Origin of the sequence: Micromonospora citrea (assembly GCF_900090315.1) — a bacterium.
Classification (GTDB): Bacteria; Actinomycetota; Actinomycetes; order Mycobacteriales; family Micromonosporaceae; genus Micromonospora; species Micromonospora citrea.
In genome coordinates, this window is record NZ_FMHZ01000002.1 from 7,038,009 (window position 1) to 7,057,220 (window position 19,212).

Consider the following 19,212-nt stretch of genomic DNA (forward strand, 5'->3'; position numbering starts at 1 on the left):
CCGCGTGCCCCGGTGACCGCCACCGGCCGGCCCGCCGCGTCGCGGGCCGGCCGCCGGCTCACCGCTGCTGGTGACGGGGCAGCGCACCCTGTCCGGCACCCACCCCGACGGCCGACGCCGCACCCTCACGCGTCAACCGCTGCATCGTCCGGGCCAACTGCTCGGTGCCGTCGTCGAGATGCCGCGCCGCCGCCTGCATGTGCGAGATCATCATCTCGCCGTAGATCCGCAACGCCTCCCGGGCCGCCACCGCGTCGTCGAAGTCCGAACCGGCCGCCGCGCGATAGTCCTGCACCGCCCGCTCCGCCTCCTGCCGCGCCTCCTCCGCCGCCGCCCGCACGTAACTCTCGTACTGCGTCCGGGCGTACTCGGCGACCCGCCGCGCGTAGTCGTGCGCCTGAGCGATGATCTGCTCGGCCTCCCGCTGCGCCGCCGACAGCAGATTCACCTCCTTCGCCGCCGGCATCGCCGCCGCCGACGCGCTCGGCAGCACCCCGTGCCGGTGCAGCTCCAACTGGTTGTTGAGCCGCTCGTTCTCCGCCCGCAGGTTCGCCACCTGCGCCGAGAGCAGATCCAACTCGTCGGCCACCTGCATCCGGAACCGGTCCACGTCGGCGTTGTCGTAGCCCCGACGGGCGAACGAAGCCGTGCCGAACTCCCACCGGCGCACCCGGTCGGCGGTCATCCGCACCTGCACGCCGCCCGAGACGTGCCCGCCCTCATACCTGCTGATCTGGGTAGCGCTCACCGGGACCGCCTTTCGTTCGCGACTGCGGGGCTCGCAAGCTCACTCCTCGCGCTCACCGGGACCGCCTTTCGTTCGCGACTGCGGGGCTCGCAAGCTCACTCCTCGCGCTCACCGGGACCGCCTTTCGTTCGCGACTGCGGGGCTCGCAAGCTCACTCCTCGCGCTCACCGGGCACCTCCGGGACTGTCCGGAGCGGACGCCCGCTCCACCGCCGTGCGCCACGCCGGGCCGTACCAGTGCCTGCCGAGCCCCTCGTGGTGCAGCTGACCCGCGTGGTAGCCGGCCCGCGACAACGCCGCCACCGAATGCGACACCATCTCGTCGGAGCCGCACACGTACACGTGCCGGGCCCGCCAGTCACCGTCGGCCAACGCCCGGTCCACCGGATGCGTGAACTCGCCCGGCCGATGCAGGTCCGCACCCACCACGTACGTCACCGTCAACCACGCGAACGACGACGCCAACTTGTCGATCGCGTCGCTGTCGTAGAACTCGGTGCGCGAGCGGGCCCCCACGTACAGGTCGACCGTGCGCCCGGAACCCTCCGCCGCGACCTGCTCGACGAGAGCCTTCACCGGCGCCCAGCCCGTGCCCGAGGCCAGCAGCAGCAGATCCGACGACCCCGCCGACCACAGGGTCAGCCGGTCGCCCACCGGCGCCGCGAGGTGCAACTGGTCGCCGACCGTGCACCCGTACACCAGCCGCGACGACACCGCCCCGCCCGGCGCGGCCCGCACGTGCAGCTCCAGCGTGCCGTCCCCCCGGGGCGCGTTCGCCGGGGAGTAGTACCGCCACGACCGCACCGCCGGATGCGACACCCCGATCGACTGGCCCGCCGTGAACGGCAACAGGTACTGCGGCCGCAACGTCAACACCGCCACGTCGAAACCCCGCCGCTCGTGGCCCACGATCTCGGCCACCCACCACGGCGGATTCACCGCCTCCGCGGCCTGCGCGGCGTCGATCATCACCTGCGACACCAACCCGTACGCGCCGGCCCAGTCCTGGGCCAGCTCCTCGGTCCACTGGTCGCCCAGGAAGTGCCGCAGCGTCGCCAGCAACGCCTCACCGACCGCCGGATAGTGCTCGGCCCGCACCGCGAACTTGCGATGATCGGCGCCCAGGTCCTTGAGGAACCCGACCAGCCGGTCCACCTGGTCCACGTGGGACACGATGTGGCCCAGCGCGGTGACCAACCGGTCCCGCTGACCCGCCATGTTCGTGGGGAACATCTGCCGGGTTTCGGGGTGGGCCAGGAACAACGTCGAGTAGAAGTAGAGCGGCACCTGGTCGCCGTGCGCGGCGACCAGGGACCAGCTCTGCTTGAGCCGGGCGGCGTCCACGCTCAGGCGTCCGCCCCGTCGCCGCCGGCCACCACCTGGCCACGCACCTGCGCGAGCACGTCCTGCACGTCGGCGACGACGTCGGCCGGAACCCCGAGCTCCGTCAGCGTCGCCGTCAGGTGCGCGCCCACCATCGCGTAATGCTCCGGCGTGACACCCAGCGGCTGGTGCGCCTCGGCGAGACCACGCCCGGCGTACTCGTTGGGCCCGCCGAGCACCACCGTCAGCATCAGGGCCAGGTGCCGGCGCTGACCCACCATGTCCACGGTGGTGAAGTAGCCGGCGAGTTCCGGATCGGCGAGCACCTTGTCGTAGAACAGTTCAACGGCGGCCTTCACCGAACTGGCGCCACCGATGCGCTCGTAGTGGGAGACGGGGGCAGCTTCTTCCGTAACCGTCACGGTCGTTCCTTCCGCTTGAGAGGGGATTCGCGCGGGGTCGGCGCGGAGGGGCAGTCGGTCCGCAGGCACGCGACGACCACAGTGCAGTGGCACCGCGCCAGGGGAACCGCGTGTGGGACCATAGCGTGTCGTGCCGATCCGGTCACCGCCCACCTATCGGCTTCCCGACAGGCAAGCACACGGACAGTAACGGCCGAGCCCCCGCCTCTCCCACCGTCCGCCAAGAAGGCGACACGCTCCGTAACTCGGCGATCCGCAACCGCACCGCCGCCCGGCCCGGACGACGAGTCCGGCCCACCGCACCCGCCGCCGCCGCCGAACCGCCGCTGACCACCACGGACACCCGCCCCGACGCCAGCGCGCACCCGGGCGCCACCGCCGCCCCCACCCGCCACGCCCGGGCCGGCCGGCACCCCGCCCGTCGCCATCGACCGGCCGCAGGACGAGGACGCAGCGTCACCGCACAAAACATCAGAAAAGCCGGGCGCGTCGCGCCCCCGCACCCACCCCGCGACCCCGACCTGTCACATCCGCCCCCCGGCGAAGCGGTCACCGGAACCGGCGCAGCCGGAGAACCGTCCGCCGCCGCAGCAGCGGCCCCGAAGAGACGGGGTCATCGCGCACCGATCAGTTTTCCGCGCCGCGCCCGTCCGTACGTGGCATCGACTCACGGAAGGCTGACACGATGCGGAAACTGATCTTCGGCATGAACCTGACCCTGGACGGCTACATCGCCGCGCCCGGCGACGACATCGGCTGGAGTGGCGGTGAGGGACCGGACTCGTCGCCGAGCGATGAGCTGTTCCAGTGGTGGTACGAGCAGATGCGGGCGAGCGAGCTGACGCTGTACGGGCGCAAACTGTGGGAGGCGATGAGTTCCCACTGGCCGACCGGCGACCAACGGCCCAACGCCACCCAGGCGGAGATCGAGTTCGCGCGCCTCTGGCGGGACATGCCGAAAGTCGTGTTCTCCTCCACGATCGACCAGGTCGACTGGAACGCGCGCCTGGTCACCGGCGACGCGGTCGCCGAGATCACCCGGCTCAAGGCCGAGGACGGCGGCCCGATGGACATCGCCGGCGCGACGCTGGCCGGGGCGGCCATGCGGGCCGGGCTGATCGACGAATACGCCGTGGTCACCCACCCGGTCCTGGTGGGCGGCGGCACACCGTTCTTCACCGCGCTGGACACCTGGGTGAACCTGAACCTGGTCGAGAGGCGGACATTTCCCGGCGGCGTAGTGCTGACCCGATACGAGACGAGGCGATGAACACGGGCCCGATCCTCGGCTCGCAACGCCATGCCGAATCCATGTGAGCTGCTGACCGACCTGCCGGAGCCGAGTGACGACGGCGTCGTCGATGGTGACGACTTCCTCCGGACATGACGCCGCCCCGCCGGCAACGCCAGCGGGGCGGCGAGGCTCGCGTTGCCGCGCTGGAGTTCAGCTGGTCGGGGTGCTCGTCCCACGGTGACTTCGGCGACGGCGGCCCGTGCGGCCGGCCCCGTCGACGACGCGGACATGTGCGATCACAGTGTCGGCGGCAGGCCCAGCCATGGTCTGCCGGCGGCCCCGAACCCGGTGAGCTCGACGACCTTCCCGTCCACGATGCGCAGGACCGCGATGTTGAACAACCGGTACTCCGGATCGCCGGGGATGCGAAGGTACAGCGCGGCCGCAGGCATGCGGTTGACCGTCGTGGCCACACAGCGCCAGTCGTCGTAACCGCGCCGGAAGAGCCCACCGGAGACCCAGCCGTCCACCGCGTCCTCGGCCGTGACGACCAAGGTGCCCGGCTCGGGAAGCATCGCGAAGCGCAGATCGTCGCGCAGCAGGGCCACCAGCCCGTCCAGGTCGTTGCGCTCATGGGCGTCCATGTACGACCTCACCACGGCGCGCTCGTCGTCCGACAGCTCGTGCGTGGCAGGGCTCCGCCAGTCGAGCCGGCGGTCGGGCAACTGCTCGCGCACCGTCACGCGCGCCCGCTGCAGTGCGCTCGTCACCGATGCGACGGTCACCTCGAGGGCATCGGCAGCCCTCGACGCCGGCCAGCCCAGGACGTCGCGCAGGACGAACACCGCCCGCTGCCGCGGCGGCAGGTGCTGGACGGCGACGATGAACGCCAACTCGATCGTCTCCCGCGCCACCACCGATTCCTGCGGGTCCTCCGGGAGCATCCGGTCCGGGTAGGGCTGCAGGTAACGCACTTCCGAGCCCGCGCCCGGCAGCCCGACAGTCACGGGCGTGCGGTCGTTGCGCTTCTCCAGAAAGTCGAGGCAGGCGTTCGTCGCGATCCGGTACAGCCACGTCCGCAGGGCCGCATGCCCCTTGAACGACTCTCGCTTCTTCCACGCCCGCAGGAACGTCTCCTGCGTCATGTCCTGGGCGTCCTCGTAGTTCGCGAGCATCCGGTAGCAGTGCACCTGCAACTCGCGACGGTGCCGCTCCGTGAGCCGCGCGAACCGTGCCGTGTCGCCTGAACGGACCGCCCGGATGAACGTGGCCTCGTCGGCGCCCGGCGATCTGGCATCGATCATGGACAGCAATCCTTCCACCGGCGCGAGACCGCGCTGACCGGCACGCTGAAGGTCGACTCAGATGCCAGGCGCAGCCGCGCAGCAGTCCGGCCAACCTCGACGCTCACGCCGGCAGGAAACCCTTCCCGCGGCCCGCCGCAGCGACGACACCCGCCGACGCCGGCCCAAAACGCCCACCGGTCACAGTGGAGCGAATGCGACCGGCGCACGGGCATCCCGGCCACGGCTGCCACGCCCGGCCACCGCCACGGCCCGCGTCAACCCGCCCGCCGCCGGGCCCGCCGCGCCGCCAACTCGTCGCCCACCGGATCCCCCGCCGACGTCACCGGCCCCGCCGGCGCGGACGTCGCCGGCTCCGCCGGCAGATGCGACAGCGACCCCTGGATCTCCTTGAACGCCCCGCCGATCGCGATGCCGAACACCCCCTGGCCGCCCTGCAACAGGTCCACCACCTCCTCCGGCGACCGGCACTCGTAGACCGTCGTGCCGTCGGAGATCAACGTGATGCCCGCCAGATCACCCACCCCACGGGACCGCAGCGCCTCGATCGCCTTCCGGATGTTCTGCAACGACACCCCGGCGTCCAGCAGCCGCTTCACCACCTTCAGGACCACCAGGTCCCGGAACGAGTACAACCGCTGCGTGCCCGAACCCGACGCGTCCCGCACACTCGGCACCACCAGCCCGGTACGCGCCCAGTAGTCCAACTGGCGATAGCTGATCCCCACCGCGTGGCAGGCCGTCACACCTCGATAGCCCACGGCGTCGTCACCCTCGGTCGCCGACCCCGGCGACGTCACACCCGGCTCGTCCAGCTCCGTACCCGGATCGGGATCTCGCGGCTCGTGCATCCGGACAACCTCCCCGCCAGTGCGGTGACACGTCGATTCCGGGACGTGCACCCCTCGACACGGCAACCCTATCGCCGCCCTCGGGAATTGCCCCGCAACAACCGTCGCGACACGCCGCGCCACGACGACGAAGATCACCCACCGCACCGAAGCGTCACCGAACGTGACACCCGACGGAAACCACCCGGGGAGAGCCGAACCTCAGCCGGCGAAATCCTCCGGACGCACCTGCTCCAGGAACTCGCGGAACTTCTCCACCTCGTCCTCCTGCTCGTCGGGAATCACGATCCCCGCCTCGCTGAGGACCTCTTCAGCACAACGAATCGGCGCACCCACCCGCAACGCCAACGCGATCGAATCGCTCGGCCGCGCCGACACCCGCACCCCGTCACCGATCAACAGATCGGCGTAGAAGACGTTCTCCTTCAGCTCGGTGATCTCCACCGCCCGCAACGGCGCCTTCAACGCCGCCAACACGTCCCGCAGAAGATCGTGGGTCAGCGGCCGGGCAGGCTTGACACCCTGCTGCTCGTAAGCGATCGCCGTCGCCTCCACCGCGCCGATCCAGATCGGCAGATAGCGGTCCCCCTCGACCTCCCTGAGCAGGACGATCGGCTGGTTGCTGGGCAGCTCCACCCGAACTCCGACCACGCTCAGCTCGCGCACCGCCGCCTCCGTGTCGTTGTCACCTACGCCGCACCGCGCCCTTTCCCTGCACGGTACACGGACCGCGACACGGCCGTCCCATGCGCTACCTGCACCACGCCCGCGCCAGAAAGGGGTTACCCCGGCAAGCCTACGACACGCTTCCCGGGGCAGATCTTTCCCCACGACCCCGCCGGATCACCGACCCAGCGTCGACCGCAACCCCACCCGCACCAACGCCGAATGCAACTGCTGCGACAACGCCACCAACTCCCGCGCCGTCTCCGCCGCCCGCGCCCGCGCAGCCGGATCACTCTGCCGCGCCAACGGCGCCACCAACTGCGCGAACAGACCGACCTCCCGGTCCGCCGCCGTCCGGTAACCCCGCAGATGCCGCGGCTCCAACCCGTACGCCGCCAGACCCGCCACCGCCCGCGCGATGATCAACGCATCGCCGTCGTACCAACCCGGCGGATCCGACACCAACACACCGAGCCGCTCCAACTCACCCAGCGTCGACTCGTCGATACCACTACGCGCCACCAGATCCGCCCGGCCGAGCCGCACCTGCGGCGACTCGGCCGGCTCCTCCGACGACCGCCCCGGCACCTCGCCACCCGGACCCACCGCCACCAACGTCGGCCGCTGCCGACCCGGCGACTCCCCGGACGCGTCCCACTGCGCCAACTGATCACGGATCACCCGCAGAGGCAGATACTGGTCCCGCTGCGCGGTCAACACGAACCGCAACCGCGCCACATCGTCCCAGCTGTACTTCCGGTAACCCGCCGCCGTCCGCTGCGGCTCCACCAGGCCCTCAGCCTCGAGAAACCGCAACTTCGAGATGGTCACGTCCGGAAAATCCACCCGCAACTGGCCCAGCACCTCACCGATGCTCATCAACGGTCGGGCACGGGCCGCCCCGGGCGGCGTGGAGGCCGCAGGCTCGTTCACCCCCGGCCGGCCTCCTCCTCCGGGCGCGGACCGGCGATGAACACCACCCGGAACTTGCCGATCTGCACCTCGTCGCCATTGCTCAACGTGGCCGCCTCGACCCGCTCCCGATTCACGTACGTGCCGTTCAGGCTGCCCACGTCCCGCACCGTGAACGTCCCACCGTCACGATGGAACTCCGCATGCCGCCGCGACACCGTCACGTCGTCCAGGAAGATGTCACTGTCCGGATGCCGGCCACTCGTCGTCACATCATGATCCAACAAGAACCGGGCACCCGCGTTCGGACCCCGGCGAACCACCAGCAGCGCCATCCCCGGCGGCAACGAACCGGACATCCGGCTCGGCACCACATCGGTGTCCGGCCCCTCCAGCACTTCGTCGAGCGAACCGAGATTGAGCGTCGAAGTGACGTCGAGCGGGGGGAACTCGTCGTCTGGGCGCGTCATGGGACCACCTCACGGATCTGTTCGGTCGGCGTCGGGGTAATGGCGGGTCTGGCCGCCGGGCACTCCAACACCCGGCGGCTGGCTCCCCGTGCCCGGAAAGGCAATTCCGCGACGCTCAACTATTGGGTTCTCGGTCGACTGGGCGAGCCTAGCCAGCGCCGAAATGCAGGGCAACCGGACGCGCGGACACAGCCACCACGCCCGGCGGGGACGCACTCAGCTCTCGGTGAGCTCACGATACGCGTCCGCCGACAGCAGCCCGTCGACCGCCGCCGGATCATCCGGAGTGATCTCCACCAGCCAACCCGCACCGTACGGATCAGTGTTGATCACCTCGGGAGTGTCGCCGAGCGCCTCGTTGCGCGCCGCCACCGTGCCGCTGAGCGGGGCGTAGATCTCCGACACACTCTTCGTCGACTCGATCTCACCCAACGACTCACCGGCCGCCACCACCGCACCCGGATCGGGCAGCTGGACATACACGATGTCACCCAGGGCGTCCTGCGCGAAGTGGGTGATGCCGACCCGCACCGGGCCACCGCCACCGCCCGACACCCACTCGTGCTCGGCGGTATACCGCAGATCCTCAGGAATCACCAGACGCGTCCTTCACCATCGGCGCACCGGACACCACCGGTGCGAGCCGCGCCGGTCAGGAGACCGGACGGGCGTGTTCCAGCTTGATCGGCGCGTGCAGCGCCGAAACCTCGGCAGCCTCACGATCCTCGACGATCAACTTACCGCCGTCGCCCGTCACCGACGCCACCACCCCGCCGGGAATGTTCAACGCCGTACGCATCGTCGCCGGATCACCGATCACCGTGATCGTGAACGGACCCGTCAACCGACGCCCGTCCACCACCAACGACCCGTTCTCCCCCTGCAGGAAAAACGTCGACGCGATGATCCGCACCGACGCCCGATCGCCCCCGGAGATCTGCATCGCCTCCGCGCCCGCACCCCGCAACTCCTGCACCGCGTCCAACACCCGCGACGCCGAGATCGGCTTCTCACCCGCCTCGAACCGCACCGCCAACCCCGGACCCGTCGCCGGCAACGTCCCCGCCAGGATGCCCAACTCGTCGGCCCGCCGCCTCGCCTCCTCCAACGCCGCCTGCCGCCCCTGCTCACCCGAACGCAACTGCCGCTGACTCTCCTCCAGCGCCGCGATGTCCTGCCGCAGCCGGACCTCCCGCGAATTCAGGTCGTACAGGATCCGGACCAGGTCCTCCTGCCGCGTCGCCGCCACCGTCGGATCCGTCGACGTCGACTTCAACTGCACCACCAGCGTGAACCCCAACAACGCCAACAACGCCGCGATCATCACCCCGGCCGAACTCACCCGCCGCCGCGGCGACCCCGCCGACGAGCCACCCGACCCCGCGGCCCGACCCAGGTCCACCGTCGCGCCCTCGTCGCCACCCGGCTCCACCACGGACGGCTCCGACCGCTCCGGCGCCAACGGGCTCAACTCGTCCGGATCCGGCGCCTCCGGCCGCGGATCCGGCTCACCCGCAGGACCCGCCGGACGCCCCGGACCCGCCGGCTGCGGCCAACCCGTACCCGTCTCGGTGTGCTCGTCGCTGCTCATCGCCACAAACCTACGCCCGGAACAGGTGCCGGCGAATCGCCGCCACATTCCCGAAGATCCGCACACCCAGCACGACCACCACGCCCGTGGAGAGCTGACCGCCCACCCCGAGCTGGTCACCCAGATACACGATCAGGCCCGCCACCAGCACGTTCGAGATGAACGACACCACGAACTGCTTGTCGTCGAAGATCCGGTCCAGCTTCGCCCGCACCCCACCGAACACCGCGTCCAGAGCCGCCACCACCGCGATCGGCAGATACGGCTGCAACCCCGCCGGCACCGTCGGATCGAGCCACACGCCGAGCACCACACCGGCGAGCAACGCCAGCACCGCGATCATCGACCACCTCCGGAGGGGCTGGGAGACGTCCCCGACCCGGACGGCCGAGGACTGGCGGAACGCTCCGCCCCCGACGACGGCGACGCGGTCGCACTCGCCGGAGGCTCCGCGTAGCGTAGCCGCGGCTCCGGAGCGGCCGGCAGGGTGAGGCCCTCCGCCTCCCGCACCCCGAACGACAACCCCGTGTCCTCGGCCACCTTCCGCATGGTCAGCGCACTGCGGCTGTCCTCGAACCGCTCCCGCATCGACCCCGGCCCGATCGCCGACACCTCGTACGGCCCCGTCACCGGCCGGAAGTCCACCAGGATCGCCTGCCCCGCCGACCGGATCGTCGACGTCGCCGTCAACCGCTGCCCGTTGATCGCGACCGCCTCCGCGCCGGCGGCCCACAGATCGTTGGCCACCGCCTGCAGGTCGCTGTAGATCACCCTGGACGGACCCACGTCCTTGCCGGTCACCGCGTCCGGATTCTGCGGCGCGTCCGCCAACCGCACCACCACACCGTCACCGCGCACCCGCCCCAGGCCCGTGCCCGCCTCCAACGTGCGCAGCCGCGCCGCCTCCGAGCCGCCCAGCGCCGCGGCCCGCTGCCGCGCCACCTCCGCCCGCAACTGGTCCGCGCGCTCCGACAACCGGTCGGTCTCGCTCTCCCGCTGCTTGATCTGCGCCACCAGCCCCGAACGGACCTGGCTGCGCCCCGGCTCCGCCTCCAGCGTCTGCCGGTACGCCACCGCGAACAGGAACCCCAGCAACACCGCCACGACCAGGCTCACCGACCGCGCCGACCAGTGCCGCCAGCCCGACGGCGACGCCTGCCGCTCCCGACGCCGGGCCGCCGCGTCGGCGTACCCCGGATCCAACGGGTTACGGAACAGCTCGGTGAGGAAGTCCGGCGCGTACACCCGCTCGGACCGGCCCTGGTCCTTCTTCGGCGGGGCCGTCACGCCGACGCTCCCCGCGCCCGTACCGCCCGGACCAGCCGGCTCGCCTGCACCACGTACATCGCGCCGGCCACCCAGTAGAGCACCAGGCCCCACCACGCCAGGCCCCAACCGATCGCGCCCGCCACCGCCGCCGCGCCCGGAACCGCCGCGGCCAGCAGCAGGACCGGGAACGCGGCCAGCAGCAGGAACGTCGCGGTCTTGCCCACATAGTGCACCGGCGGCGGCCCGTACCCGAACCGGCGCAGCACCGCCAGCGATCCGAGCAGGAGCAGCTCGCGCGCCAGCAGCGCCGCGGTGAACTGCCAGGGCACCACGCCCCGGGCCGTGAAGCCGACCAGGGTGGCGAGGATGTAGAGGCGGTCGGCGGCCGGGTCGAGCAGTTCCCCGAGCCGGCTGACCTGGCGCATCCGGCGCGCGATCCAACCGTCCACCCAGTCCGTCGTGCCGCCGACGGCCAGCACCACGATCGCGGCCACGTCGGCGCGCGCGACGAGCAGGAGATAGAGGAAGAGCGGGACACCGAGCAGCCGGACGAAGCTGATCAGGTTCGGCAGGGTCAGCACGCGGTCCCCCGCGACCGGCGCGCTCGTGCCGGCGCGGGCCTCCGCATGCTCCGAGCGAGCCGGCCGACGCGACACCGAACCTCCTCCGCCGCACGCTCCAGCCGCCCGGTCGAGACGGGCGCCGCGGAGGCACGTGCGCGCTGTCGGGCCGGCTGGTGCCGGCACCCCTTGCGATCCCGGTGCGGGACCGTCGCCTGACACGGCCCGTGATCGCGGTGATCACGGGCCGGCTGACTGCGCTGCCACTATATCGGGCCGCCTCCGGGCCTCTCCGTTCTCAGCTGCCCCGTTCCCCCGCTGCCTCGCTGTCCGGTGTCGTGGCCGACACCACCCCTAAAGCGTCCTAGGACACTAGAGGGGAGGGTGGACCGGGGCGCGAGTGGATCGCGTCAGGCGGAGCGGGCCGACGAGTCGGGCAGCGCCTCCGCCGGGGCGGCGGTGGCGGCCTGCTCGAACGCCCGCAGGGCCAGCAGCAGGTCGTGCTGCACCCGGCCGGGCATCCGGTCCAGCACCGCCTGCACCGCCCGGTGGCGGCGCTCCTTCAGCTCCCGCAGCAGGGTCTCCCCCGCGGCGGTCGGCACCAACCGCACCTCCCGCCGGTCCCGGGGATCGGGGACGCGCCGCAGCAGGCCGGTCGCCTCCAGCCGGTCGCAGAGCCGGCTCGCCGAGGAGGGCACGACGTCGAGCAACTCGGCCAGGCCGTTGACGTTGGTGTCGGGCCGGCTGTCGACCAGCGACAGCACGCGCAGTTGGGTCGGCGACACCGCCACGTGGTGCCGGGACGCGGCGGAGTCGAGCACGCCGACGAGCGCCTCGGCGGCGGCGTCGATCGCCGCGGCGAGATCCGGAGGTCGCTCCACCAGGTGTCCCCTGCGATCGTCCCGCTCGTGCGCGGCGGCCTCGGCGACCGCTCTCACCCGTCGCCCCGCCCACCGGAACCGCGCCAGTCCAGGCAGACCACTACCGCGTCGTCGCCGAGGTCGGTGTCCGCGTGCCAGGCGTGCAGTTCGCGCATCACCGTACCAACCGCCTCGGCCGGCGGTTGCAGCCGCGTGGAGCGCATCGTCCGCGCCATCGCCCGCTCGCCGTACGCGCCCCGGTCACCGGGGTCGGCGGCCCACACCCCGTCGCTGACCACGAACAGCCGGTCCCCCGGCTCCAGGTCGAACTCCTGCACGTCGTAGCGGGACTCGGCGAACATGCCCAGCGGCAGCTGCTGCTCCAGCCGGATCGGCGTGACGGTGCCGCCGCGCAGGCGCAGCAGGTGCGGGGAGCCGGCGTCCACCGCCCGGACCCGGCCCGTCACGGTGTCCAGCTCGAGCAGCAGCGTCGCCACGTACCGCCGGCCCCGGTGCTGGTAGTAGACGGTGTCGGAGGCGAGCTCGGCCTGCTCGACGAGGCTGCCCCCGGAGCGCCGGGCGTTGCGCAGCGCGTTCACCGTGACCGCCGTGAGCAGCGCCGCCGCCAGCCCGATGCCGGCGCCGTTGAGCACCGTCGTGGTGAGCCGGTCACCGTCCACGGACCAGTCGAAGTGGTCGCCGCCGACCGTGTACGCCGGTTCGAGCTGGCCGGCCAGCTCGAACGCGTCGTGGCTGACGCTGCGTCCCGGCAGCAGCTCCCACTGCATCTCGGCGGCCATGCTCAGCCGCTCGCGGCGGCGGGCGCGGCGGTACCGGTCGGTCTCCCGGTCCGCGGCGCGCAGCGCCACGGCCAGGTCGCCGGCGATGTCGGCGGCGGCCTCGACGGTGTCCGGGCCGGCCGGGCCCGGCAGCTCGACCAGGAGCACGCCCAGCCGCTCCCCCCACACCGACAGGGGCAGGTAGAGCCGGCACCGGCCCGAGTCGTCGGCGTCGACCACCGGCTGCTGGCTGCTGAAGCAGCGCTGCGCCATGCTGTGGCAGGCGAGGAACCCGCCGTCGGGCAGCTCCGGGTCCAGCACCGGCCACAGCCCGCTGATCCGGTAGTCGGCGATGAACACGTCCGTCCGTGTCGCGCCCAGACCGGCCCGGATAGCCTTGTCCGCCGCCTCCACCACCCGGTCGGGTGGCGCCGCCCGCAGCGCACGCGAGACCTGGCCCGGTGCCTCCACCATCGATCATCCTCCGGAATACTTGCCGTAGGGCAAGCATCATACGGAGGTGCCCACCCCGCACCGGCAGCCGGGACACGCTCGGGGCGGCGCACTCGGGCCTGCCTGCGGTTTCCGGGACGACGCCGGGGCGTCGGTGCCCCTTCGGGGTGGGTGTGCGGCCCAGGTGTGCGCCCGGGGCAGGGCGATGGCGACGGTGGTCACCACGACGACGGTCTCGCCCCACGGCATCCGTCTCAGCGTGGCCGGCGCGACGCCGCGACAGTCGGACGTCGCCACCGAACGACGATCATCACCGCCCGCCGCGCGCCACGGCCCGCGCGGGGACCGCTGCGGGCCGGGCAGAGGCCGCCGGGGGCGTGCCGGCGGCGACCGGTCAGCCGGCCGAGCGGACGGCCACCGCGCCGTAGAAGGCGTCCGGGACCTGCGCCGGCGGGCCGTCGGGACGCCACCGGCTGATCGGGACGATGCCGTCCTCGGTGGGCGTCCACCGGCCGAGCAGCGGCGCGAACGCGGCCGGCGGGCGCATCCGGAACGCGGGCCCCATCATCGCGAGGGCCTCCGGATGCCCGGCCAGCTCCTCGGTGTCGAAGTCGACCGCCAGCATGCTGCCCGGCGCCGTCGCCTCGTGAAGCTCGTCGAGGGTGCGGGCCAGCGTCTCGTCGTCGAGGAACGCCGCCAGCCCGAGGAAGACCACCCCGACCGGCCGCCTCCCCCACCCCGGCAGGAACCGGTGCAGCTGCGCGCGGTCCACCGTGCCGATGTCGGTGGCGTCGCCGTAGCCGTAGCCGGCCCGGTCGCTGCCGGCGAGCAGTCGCTGGCCGAGCCGGATGGTGACAGGGTCGACGTCGGTGTAGAGCACGGTGGCGTCCGGGGCGACCTCGTGCACGTTGCCCCTGGTGGGCACCCCGGCGCCGAAGACCAGGAAGCTGTCCACCCCCGCCGCGGTCATCGCCCGCACCGCCCGGCCCAGGAAGGCCCGCAGCTCCCGGAACACCGGCGCACACGGCCCGTACGCCTGCTCGAAGGCGCGAGCCGCCGCCACGTCGACCGGGTAGTGGTGCTCCCCGCCGAGCCAGTGATCGATCATCCGCGCGGTGCTCGGCTGGTCCGGCTCCACCATCGACGACGCTCCCTCCCCGGCGGTCGTCGACAGCGTACCGACCGGTCGTCCTGCGCGGTATCGCCCCGCGGAGCGGCGGCGGGCCGCGATACTGGCCGGGAACCGGCGGGAGGTGGGCGGTGAACTCGGCGAACGGCGCGGCGGTGGTCGTCGGCGTGGACGGCTCGGAGTCGGCCTCGCGGGCCGTCCGGCTGGCGGCCGTCGAGGCGGCCCGCCGCCAGCGCCCACTGCGGATCGTGCACGGGTTCATCTGGCCGCTGCTGCACGTGCCGGTGGACGCGCCCGCCGGCAGCCCGCCCGGCGCCGGCCTGCGCCACCAGGCGGAACAGGTCGTCGCCGCCGCCACCGCGGAGGCCGAGGCGACGGTGCCCGGGCTGCGGATCTCGGGCGAGATCATCGACGGGGAGGCCGCGGCGGTGCTGCTCGGCGAGTCGCCGGCCGCCGCGATGATCGTGCTCGGCGACCGGGGGCTCGGCGGTTTCTCGGCGCTGGTGGTCGGCTCCGTCGCCGTGCAGGTCGCCTCGCACGCCGACTGCCCCGTGCTGGTGGCTCGGGGCACCGACCGCGCCGACGGGCCCGTGGTGGTGGGCGTCGACGGCTCCGAGACGTCCCGGCTCGCCGTGGAGTTCGCCGTCGAGGAGGCGTCCGTGCGCGGCGCGGCGCTGGTCGCGGTGCACGCCTACCGGCACCCGGCCTCGACCGGCCCCGGCGACATGCAGCCCCTCGTGTACGAGGAGACCGAGCTGCGTTCCGAGGAGGAGCGGGTGGTGGCCGAGTCGCTGACCGGGCTCACCGAGCGGTGGCCCGACGTGCCGGTCAGCCGGGAGACCGTCCGGGGCCGCCCCACCACCGTGCTCGCCGAGCAGTCCCGGCGGGCCCAGCTGCTGGTCGTCGGCCGGCGCGGGCGCGGCGAGCTGACCGGGCTGCTGCTGGGCTCGGTGAGCCAGTCCCTGCTGCACCACGCCGACTGCCCGGTCGCCGTCGTCCGCGCGCCCCACTGAGCCGCCCGGCGGGGTTGGCCCCGGCGCAGGCGGGTAGACGAGCGCGGTACGCCAACGGCGAGGACGACCGGAGGAGGCAGTGATGCCAGGACCACGGCCGGGCAGCAACGCGTACGACAAGCAGCGGGCGCGCATCCGCGACGCCATCGACGATTCGGGACGACGGGTGCCGGACGACAAGGCGAACGACGTCGCCAACCGGATCCTGCAGTCCGACCGTGGCCAGCGGGGCGTCGTCCGCGGCGAGCGGGTCTACGGCCCCAAGGGCGAACGCGAACCGGGCGACCCGAAGTGAGGGGGCGCCAACTGGCCGACGGGGCGATCGCCGGCGCGGTCGGCAGCGCCGCCCTGAACGTGGTCAGCTACCTGGACATGGTGCTCCGGGCGCGGCCGGCGAGCAGCACCCCGGAGCGGACCGCCGGGCGGCTGGCCGGGGTCGCGCACGTCGACCTCGGGCCCGAGGACCGGGCGGCCAACCGCCGCTCGGGCTTCGGGCCCCTGCTCGGGTACGGCATCGGCGTCGCCGCGGGGGTCGGCTACGCCCTGCTCGCACGGGGCCGCCGGATGCCCCTGGCCCTGGGCACGGGGGTCCTCGGCGGCGGCGTGATGACGATGTCCGACGGGTCGATGACGCTGCTCGGCGTCACCGACCCGCGCACCTGGCGGCGGTCGGACTGGCTGGCCGACATCGTGCCGCACGTCGCGTACGGCATGGCGGCCGCAGCCACCTGGAACCGGCTGCGGCCGCCACTGTCGGGCCGGCGCGGTTAGCCCCGGGCGCTCTCGTCGTCGGCGACCGGCTCCGTCGCCGGGCCGTACGGCGAGACCTGCCCGCGGGGCACCGGGCGGCCCTCGTCGCCGCGCGACGAGCCCCGGTTGCGCGGGTGGCCGCTCGGGTTGGGACCCTTGCTGTCCTGGCTGGTGGCGCCCTTGTCGTTGCGGCGGAACTCCTCCTGCTGCGGGTTCACCACGGGTCTCTCCTTCCGGGGTTCGACCGTGTCGCGTCCCGGTTACCCGGCCCGGTCGGCGCCATGCGGCCGGGCCGTCACAGGGCTGACCCGGCCCGCAGCGGGTACACCGGGAGGATGGGCGACGACCGGAAGGTGGCGCGGGTCCTGCTGGACCGGCGGGGCCACACGTACGCCGAGGAGGCGGGCATCAGCCTGGCCGACCGACCCGCCCCGCTCTACCAGCTGCTGGTGCTCGCCACGCTGCTGAGCACCCGGATCCGCGCCGGGGTCGCCGTGGCGGCCGCCCGGGAGCTGTTCGCCGCCGGCTACCGCACCCCGCAGACGATGGAGGCGGCGAGCTGGCAGGACCGGGTCGACGCGCTGGGCCGGGGCCACTACCGCCGCTACGACGAGCGGACCTCGACGATGCTCGGCACCGGCGCCCGGCTGTGCCTGGACCGCTGGCGCGGCGACCTGCGCCGGCTGCACCGCGAGGCCGACGGCGAGCCGGGGACGCTGCGTCGGCTGCTGACCGAGTTTCCGGGCATCGGCCCGACGGGGGCCGACATCTTCCTGCGCGAGGCCCAGGTGGTGTGGCCGGACGTGCGCCCGTACGCCGACCGACGCGCCCTGTCCGGGGCGGAGCGCCTCGGCCTGCCCCGCTCGGCCGACCGGCTGGCGGGGCTGGTGCGGCCGGCCGACTTCGGCAGGTTGGCGTCGGCGCTGGTGCGGGTGGCGCTCGGCGAGGAGTCCGCCGGCGAGGTCGCCCGCGCCGCCGGCCGGTGAGGGGCCCCGCCGCGGGCGGCCGGGCGCGGCGGCTCACTTGGCGGTCTTGTCGCCCGGCTTGGTCAGGTTCCACACCAGCAGCGCCGCGAGCAGCGCGAGCACCACGAGTCCGCCGGAGAGCCCCCGGCCGTCCTCCTCGCTGCGGCCGGTGGTGCCGAAGTAGATCACCGCGAGGCCGGCCAGCACCGTGACGAACGTCCGCATCCCTCGGTCCTTCACGTCCCGGACGGTACGGCCGGCGCCCGCCCCGGTGCGGCGGGTTTCCCCGTCTTCACCCGACCGTGGCACGGGCGCCCCGACCGCCGGGTGGCCAGGAAGGCCCGCAACCGAGCCGACGACGGAGCGGGCTGCCGGATCGCCGGCCCGGGCCACTCAGGGCGGGTCCGAGTCGGTTTCAGGGCCGGTCAGGGCCCGGTGGCGAAGCCGCGCAGCCGGACCCGGCGGATCGTCCGGCCGGTGACCTCGACCACCTCGACGGTCAGCCCGGGCAGGCGCACCGTCTCGCCGGGGCCGCTCGGCAGGTGACCCAGCCCGGCCAGCACCAGCCCGGCCACCGTCGTGTACTCCCGCGACGGCCGGAAGTGCAGCCGCACCCCGATGTCGGCCAGGTCGTGCAGCGGGAAGTCGCCGGGCAGCAGCAGCGCTCCGTCCGGTTCCCGGGTCACCCCGGTCACGTCCCGGTCGGTCTCGTCGTACAACTCCCCCACCACCTCCGCCAGCAGGTCCTCCATGGTGACCATGCCGTCGGCCCCGCCGTGCTCGTCGACGACCACGGCGAGCTGCTGGTGGCACACCCGCAGGCGGCGCAGCGCGTCGGAGACCGGCAGGGTGCCCGGCAGCAGCAGCGGCGGGTGGGCCCGGTCGCCGACGGTGGCGGCGCCGGCCTCGACGAGGTCGCGGATGTGCACCACGCCGCGTACGTCGTCGAGGCCGCCGGGCCCCACGACGGGGGCGCGGGACCGGCCGGCGGCGGCGAGCCGGCGCATCCCGTCGGCGGCGGGCAGGGCCGCGGGAAGCACTGTCACGTCCAGCCGGGGCACGAGGACCTCCCGCAGCGTCCGGCCGGCGATGTCGAACGCGCCGGTGAGGATCTCCCGCTGCTGCGCGGACAGGCCCCGCTGGCTGACCAGCATCTCCCGCAGCTCGTCCTCGGTCATCTCCGCCCGGCTGGCCCGTGGGTCGCCGCCGGCGAGCCGCACCACCACGTCGGTGGCCTGGCTGAGCAGCCAGACCGCCGGCCGGGACAGCCGGGCCAGCAGGTCCAGCGGGCCGGCGCTGAGCAGCCCCCACCGTTCGGCGCGCTGCATCGCCAGCCGTTTGGGCGCCAGCTCCCCGACGACCAGGGTGACGAAGGTGAGCAGCACGGTCACCAGGAGGACCGCCGCGCCGCGCGCCGCCCCGCCGAGGAAGCCCAGCGGCCCCACCAGCGGCTCGGCCAGGGAGACCGCGGCGGCGGCGGAGGCGAGGAAGCCGGCGAGGGTGATGCCGAGCTGGATGGTGGCCAGGTAGCGGTTGGGGTCGCGGACCAGGCGGGCCAGCCGCTCCCCCGAGCGGCTGCGCCGCCCCAGCTGCCGTACCTGCCCCTCGCGCAGCGTCACCAGCGCCATCTCGCTGCCGGACAGGGCCGCGTTGACGAGCACCAGCACGGCCACCAGCGCGAGCTGCCCGAGCGGTGCCCCCATGTCAGTCGACCTCCAGGTCGTCGAGGGAGATCTTGTGCGTCATCAGCCACCGGGCCAGCGCCGACATCCCGAACAGCCACAGCGGCGCCGACTCGGTGGTGCCGTTCGTGGCGAAGATCGCGAAACGCAGGTCCGGCGCCCGGTACGCCTCGATCCGCCACCTGTGCTGCCTGTCCCGCCAGACCGCGGAAGGGTCCATGGGCGTCACGCT

The 19,212-nt window shown here is 73.2% G+C and carries 25 protein-coding genes; 5 read left to right on the forward strand and 20 right to left on the reverse strand.

Annotated elements, in window-relative coordinates:
• Positions 1-58 precede the first annotated feature (58 nt).
• From GA0070606_RS33815 to GA0070606_RS31275, 3 genes are all read right to left on the reverse strand, one after another.
• Positions 59-748, reverse strand: a complete 690-nt coding sequence (locus GA0070606_RS33815) for a DivIVA domain-containing protein (RefSeq protein WP_091106937.1) — start codon at positions 746-748, stop codon at positions 59-61.
• A 164-nt stretch (positions 749-912) separates the two neighbouring features.
• Positions 913-2,091: a globin domain-containing protein gene (locus GA0070606_RS31270; protein ID WP_091106939.1), complete on the reverse strand. Its 1,179-nt coding sequence runs from the start codon at positions 2,089-2,091 to the stop codon at positions 913-915.
• A gap of 2 nt (positions 2,092-2,093) precedes the next feature.
• Entirely contained in the window at positions 2,094-2,492 is a 399-nt protein-coding gene (locus tag GA0070606_RS31275) for a group I truncated hemoglobin (protein ID WP_091106941.1), read from the reverse strand.
• 685 nt (positions 2,493-3,177) lie between these two features.
• Between GA0070606_RS31275 and GA0070606_RS31280 the strand changes: the two genes are divergently transcribed.
• Positions 3,178-3,762, forward strand: a complete 585-nt coding sequence (locus tag GA0070606_RS31280) for a dihydrofolate reductase family protein (RefSeq protein WP_091106944.1) — start codon at positions 3,178-3,180, stop codon at positions 3,760-3,762.
• A gap of 260 nt (positions 3,763-4,022) precedes the next feature.
• On the opposite strand, the gene GA0070606_RS31285 is transcribed toward GA0070606_RS31280, so the two are convergent.
• The 13 genes from GA0070606_RS31285 to GA0070606_RS31345 all read right to left on the reverse strand — a co-directional run bounded on the left by GA0070606_RS31285 (position 4,023) and on the right by GA0070606_RS31345 (position 14,582).
• A complete protein-coding gene (locus tag GA0070606_RS31285) occupies positions 4,023-5,030 on the reverse strand; it encodes an RNA polymerase subunit sigma-70 (RefSeq protein WP_091106946.1) in 1,008 nt (335 codons plus the stop codon).
• Between the two features lie 257 nt (positions 5,031-5,287).
• Complete coding sequence (locus tag GA0070606_RS31290; protein WP_176737492.1) at positions 5,288-5,881, reverse strand: MerR family transcriptional regulator; 594 nt, start codon at positions 5,879-5,881, stop codon at positions 5,288-5,290.
• 201 nt (positions 5,882-6,082) lie between these two features.
• Positions 6,083-6,547 (reverse strand): bifunctional nuclease family protein, encoded by a 465-nt coding sequence (locus tag GA0070606_RS31295; protein ID WP_089014393.1) that lies wholly within the window; start codon positions 6,545-6,547, stop codon positions 6,083-6,085.
• Between the two features lie 177 nt (positions 6,548-6,724).
• Positions 6,725-7,426: a transcriptional regulator FtsR gene (ftsR, locus tag GA0070606_RS31300; RefSeq protein WP_176737598.1), complete on the reverse strand. Its 702-nt coding sequence runs from the start codon at positions 7,424-7,426 to the stop codon at positions 6,725-6,727.
• Positions 7,427-7,476: 50 nt separating this feature from the next.
• The gene (odhI, locus tag GA0070606_RS31305; protein ID WP_007071101.1) at positions 7,477-7,929 is read right to left on the reverse strand and encodes an oxoglutarate dehydrogenase inhibitor Odhl; all 453 of its coding nucleotides are present in this window, start codon (positions 7,927-7,929) and stop codon (positions 7,477-7,479) included.
• Positions 7,930-8,145: 216 nt separating this feature from the next.
• Positions 8,146-8,526: a glycine cleavage system protein GcvH gene (gene gcvH, locus GA0070606_RS31310; RefSeq protein WP_091106950.1), complete on the reverse strand. Its 381-nt coding sequence runs from the start codon at positions 8,524-8,526 to the stop codon at positions 8,146-8,148.
• A 55-nt stretch (positions 8,527-8,581) separates the two neighbouring features.
• On the reverse strand, positions 8,582-9,520 hold the full coding sequence (locus GA0070606_RS31315) for a DUF881 domain-containing protein (RefSeq protein WP_091108463.1): 939 nt from the start codon (positions 9,518-9,520) through the stop codon (positions 8,582-8,584).
• Between the two features lie 10 nt (positions 9,521-9,530).
• Entirely contained in the window at positions 9,531-9,863 is a 333-nt protein-coding gene (locus GA0070606_RS31320; protein WP_091106953.1) for a small basic family protein, read from the reverse strand.
• Positions 9,860-10,807 (reverse strand): DUF881 domain-containing protein, encoded by a 948-nt coding sequence (locus GA0070606_RS31325; RefSeq protein ID WP_091106955.1) that lies wholly within the window; start codon positions 10,805-10,807, stop codon positions 9,860-9,862. The genes GA0070606_RS31320 and GA0070606_RS31325 overlap by 4 nt, the downstream gene beginning before the upstream one ends.
• Positions 10,804-11,445, reverse strand: coding sequence for a cardiolipin synthase ClsA (gene clsA / locus GA0070606_RS31330; protein ID WP_091106956.1), 642 nt, complete (start codon positions 11,443-11,445; stop codon positions 10,804-10,806). Before clsA ends, GA0070606_RS31325 begins: the two co-directional genes overlap by 4 nt.
• 314 nt (positions 11,446-11,759) lie before the next feature.
• Positions 11,760-12,230: a MarR family winged helix-turn-helix transcriptional regulator gene (locus tag GA0070606_RS31335; RefSeq protein ID WP_091108465.1), complete on the reverse strand. Its 471-nt coding sequence runs from the start codon at positions 12,228-12,230 to the stop codon at positions 11,760-11,762.
• Positions 12,231-12,283: 53 nt separating this feature from the next.
• On the reverse strand, positions 12,284-13,462 hold the full coding sequence (locus GA0070606_RS31340) for a PP2C family protein-serine/threonine phosphatase (RefSeq protein WP_091106958.1): 1,179 nt from the start codon (positions 13,460-13,462) through the stop codon (positions 12,284-12,286).
• A gap of 373 nt (positions 13,463-13,835) precedes the next feature.
• Positions 13,836-14,582, reverse strand: coding sequence for an SAM-dependent methyltransferase (locus GA0070606_RS31345; protein WP_091106959.1), 747 nt, complete (start codon positions 14,580-14,582; stop codon positions 13,836-13,838).
• Positions 14,583-14,701: 119 nt separating this feature from the next.
• On the opposite strand from GA0070606_RS31345, the gene GA0070606_RS31350 reads away from it, so the two are divergent.
• The 3 genes from GA0070606_RS31350 (at position 14,702) to GA0070606_RS31360 (ending at position 16,354) form a co-directional block, all read left to right on the forward strand.
• The gene (locus GA0070606_RS31350; RefSeq protein ID WP_091106961.1) at positions 14,702-15,583 is read left to right on the forward strand and encodes a universal stress protein; all 882 of its coding nucleotides are present in this window, start codon (positions 14,702-14,704) and stop codon (positions 15,581-15,583) included.
• Between the two features lie 82 nt (positions 15,584-15,665).
• On the forward strand, positions 15,666-15,878 hold the full coding sequence (locus GA0070606_RS31355; RefSeq protein ID WP_091106963.1) for a phosphatidylethanolamine-binding protein: 213 nt from the start codon (positions 15,666-15,668) through the stop codon (positions 15,876-15,878).
• Entirely contained in the window at positions 15,875-16,354 is a 480-nt protein-coding gene (locus GA0070606_RS31360; RefSeq protein ID WP_091106964.1) for a hypothetical protein, read from the forward strand. Before GA0070606_RS31355 ends, GA0070606_RS31360 begins: the two co-directional genes overlap by 4 nt.
• Here the strand turns inward: GA0070606_RS31360 and GA0070606_RS31365 are convergent.
• Entirely contained in the window at positions 16,351-16,554 is a 204-nt protein-coding gene (locus GA0070606_RS31365) for a hypothetical protein (protein ID WP_091106966.1), read from the reverse strand. The two genes, GA0070606_RS31360 and GA0070606_RS31365, sit on opposite strands and share 4 nt — an antisense overlap.
• A gap of 114 nt (positions 16,555-16,668) precedes the next feature.
• Between GA0070606_RS31365 and GA0070606_RS31370 the strand changes: the two genes are divergently transcribed.
• A complete protein-coding gene (locus GA0070606_RS31370) occupies positions 16,669-17,319 on the forward strand; it encodes a hypothetical protein (RefSeq protein WP_176737493.1) in 651 nt (216 codons plus the stop codon).
• A gap of 33 nt (positions 17,320-17,352) precedes the next feature.
• Here the strand turns inward: GA0070606_RS31370 and GA0070606_RS32270 are convergent, their stop codons facing one another.
• The 3 genes from GA0070606_RS32270 to GA0070606_RS31380 form a co-directional block, all read right to left on the reverse strand.
• Positions 17,353-17,538 (reverse strand): hypothetical protein, encoded by a 186-nt coding sequence (locus GA0070606_RS32270; protein WP_141721904.1) that lies wholly within the window; start codon positions 17,536-17,538, stop codon positions 17,353-17,355.
• 185 nt (positions 17,539-17,723) lie between these two features.
• On the reverse strand, positions 17,724-19,001 hold the full coding sequence (locus tag GA0070606_RS31375; RefSeq protein WP_091106971.1) for a hemolysin family protein: 1,278 nt from the start codon (positions 18,999-19,001) through the stop codon (positions 17,724-17,726).
• A gap of 1 nt (position 19,002) precedes the next feature.
• Positions 19,003-19,200, reverse strand: coding sequence for a hypothetical protein (locus tag GA0070606_RS31380; RefSeq protein WP_091106973.1), 198 nt, complete (start codon positions 19,198-19,200; stop codon positions 19,003-19,005).
• Between the last annotated feature and the right edge of the window lie 12 nt (positions 19,201-19,212).

Excerpts from the sequence above, each read along its gene's own strand:
- GA0070606_RS31340 (WP_091106958.1), bottom strand. The coding sequence starts at position 13,462 with ATGGTGGAGGCACCGGGCCAGGTCTCGCGTGCGCTGCGGGCGGCGCCA.
- GA0070606_RS31375 (WP_091106971.1), bottom strand. The coding sequence starts at position 19,001 with ATGGGGGCACCGCTCGGGCAGCTCGCGCTGGTGGCCGTGCTGGTGCTC.
- GA0070606_RS31315 (WP_091108463.1), bottom strand. The coding sequence starts at position 9,520 with ATGAGCAGCGACGAGCACACCGAGACGGGTACGGGTTGGCCGCAGCCG.
- odhI (WP_007071101.1), bottom strand. The coding sequence starts at position 7,929 with ATGACGCGCCCAGACGACGAGTTCCCCCCGCTCGACGTCACTTCGACG.
- GA0070606_RS31380 (WP_091106973.1), bottom strand. The coding sequence starts at position 19,200 with ATGGACCCTTCCGCGGTCTGGCGGGACAGGCAGCACAGGTGGCGGATC.
- GA0070606_RS31285 (WP_091106946.1), bottom strand. The coding sequence starts at position 5,030 with ATGATCGATGCCAGATCGCCGGGCGCCGACGAGGCCACGTTCATCCGG.
- GA0070606_RS31345 (WP_091106959.1), bottom strand. The coding sequence starts at position 14,582 with ATGGTGGAGCCGGACCAGCCGAGCACCGCGCGGATGATCGATCACTGG.
- GA0070606_RS31370 (WP_176737493.1), top strand. The coding sequence starts at position 16,669 with ATGGGCGACGACCGGAAGGTGGCGCGGGTCCTGCTGGACCGGCGGGGC.
- ftsR (WP_176737598.1), bottom strand. The coding sequence starts at position 7,426 with ATGAGCATCGGTGAGGTGCTGGGCCAGTTGCGGGTGGATTTTCCGGAC.
- GA0070606_RS31320 (WP_091106953.1), bottom strand. The coding sequence starts at position 9,863 with ATGATCGCGGTGCTGGCGTTGCTCGCCGGTGTGGTGCTCGGCGTGTGG.
- GA0070606_RS31355 (WP_091106963.1), top strand. The coding sequence starts at position 15,666 with ATGCCAGGACCACGGCCGGGCAGCAACGCGTACGACAAGCAGCGGGCG.
- GA0070606_RS31280 (WP_091106944.1), top strand. The coding sequence starts at position 3,178 with ATGCGGAAACTGATCTTCGGCATGAACCTGACCCTGGACGGCTACATC.
- GA0070606_RS31290 (WP_176737492.1), bottom strand. The coding sequence starts at position 5,881 with ATGCACGAGCCGCGAGATCCCGATCCGGGTACGGAGCTGGACGAGCCG.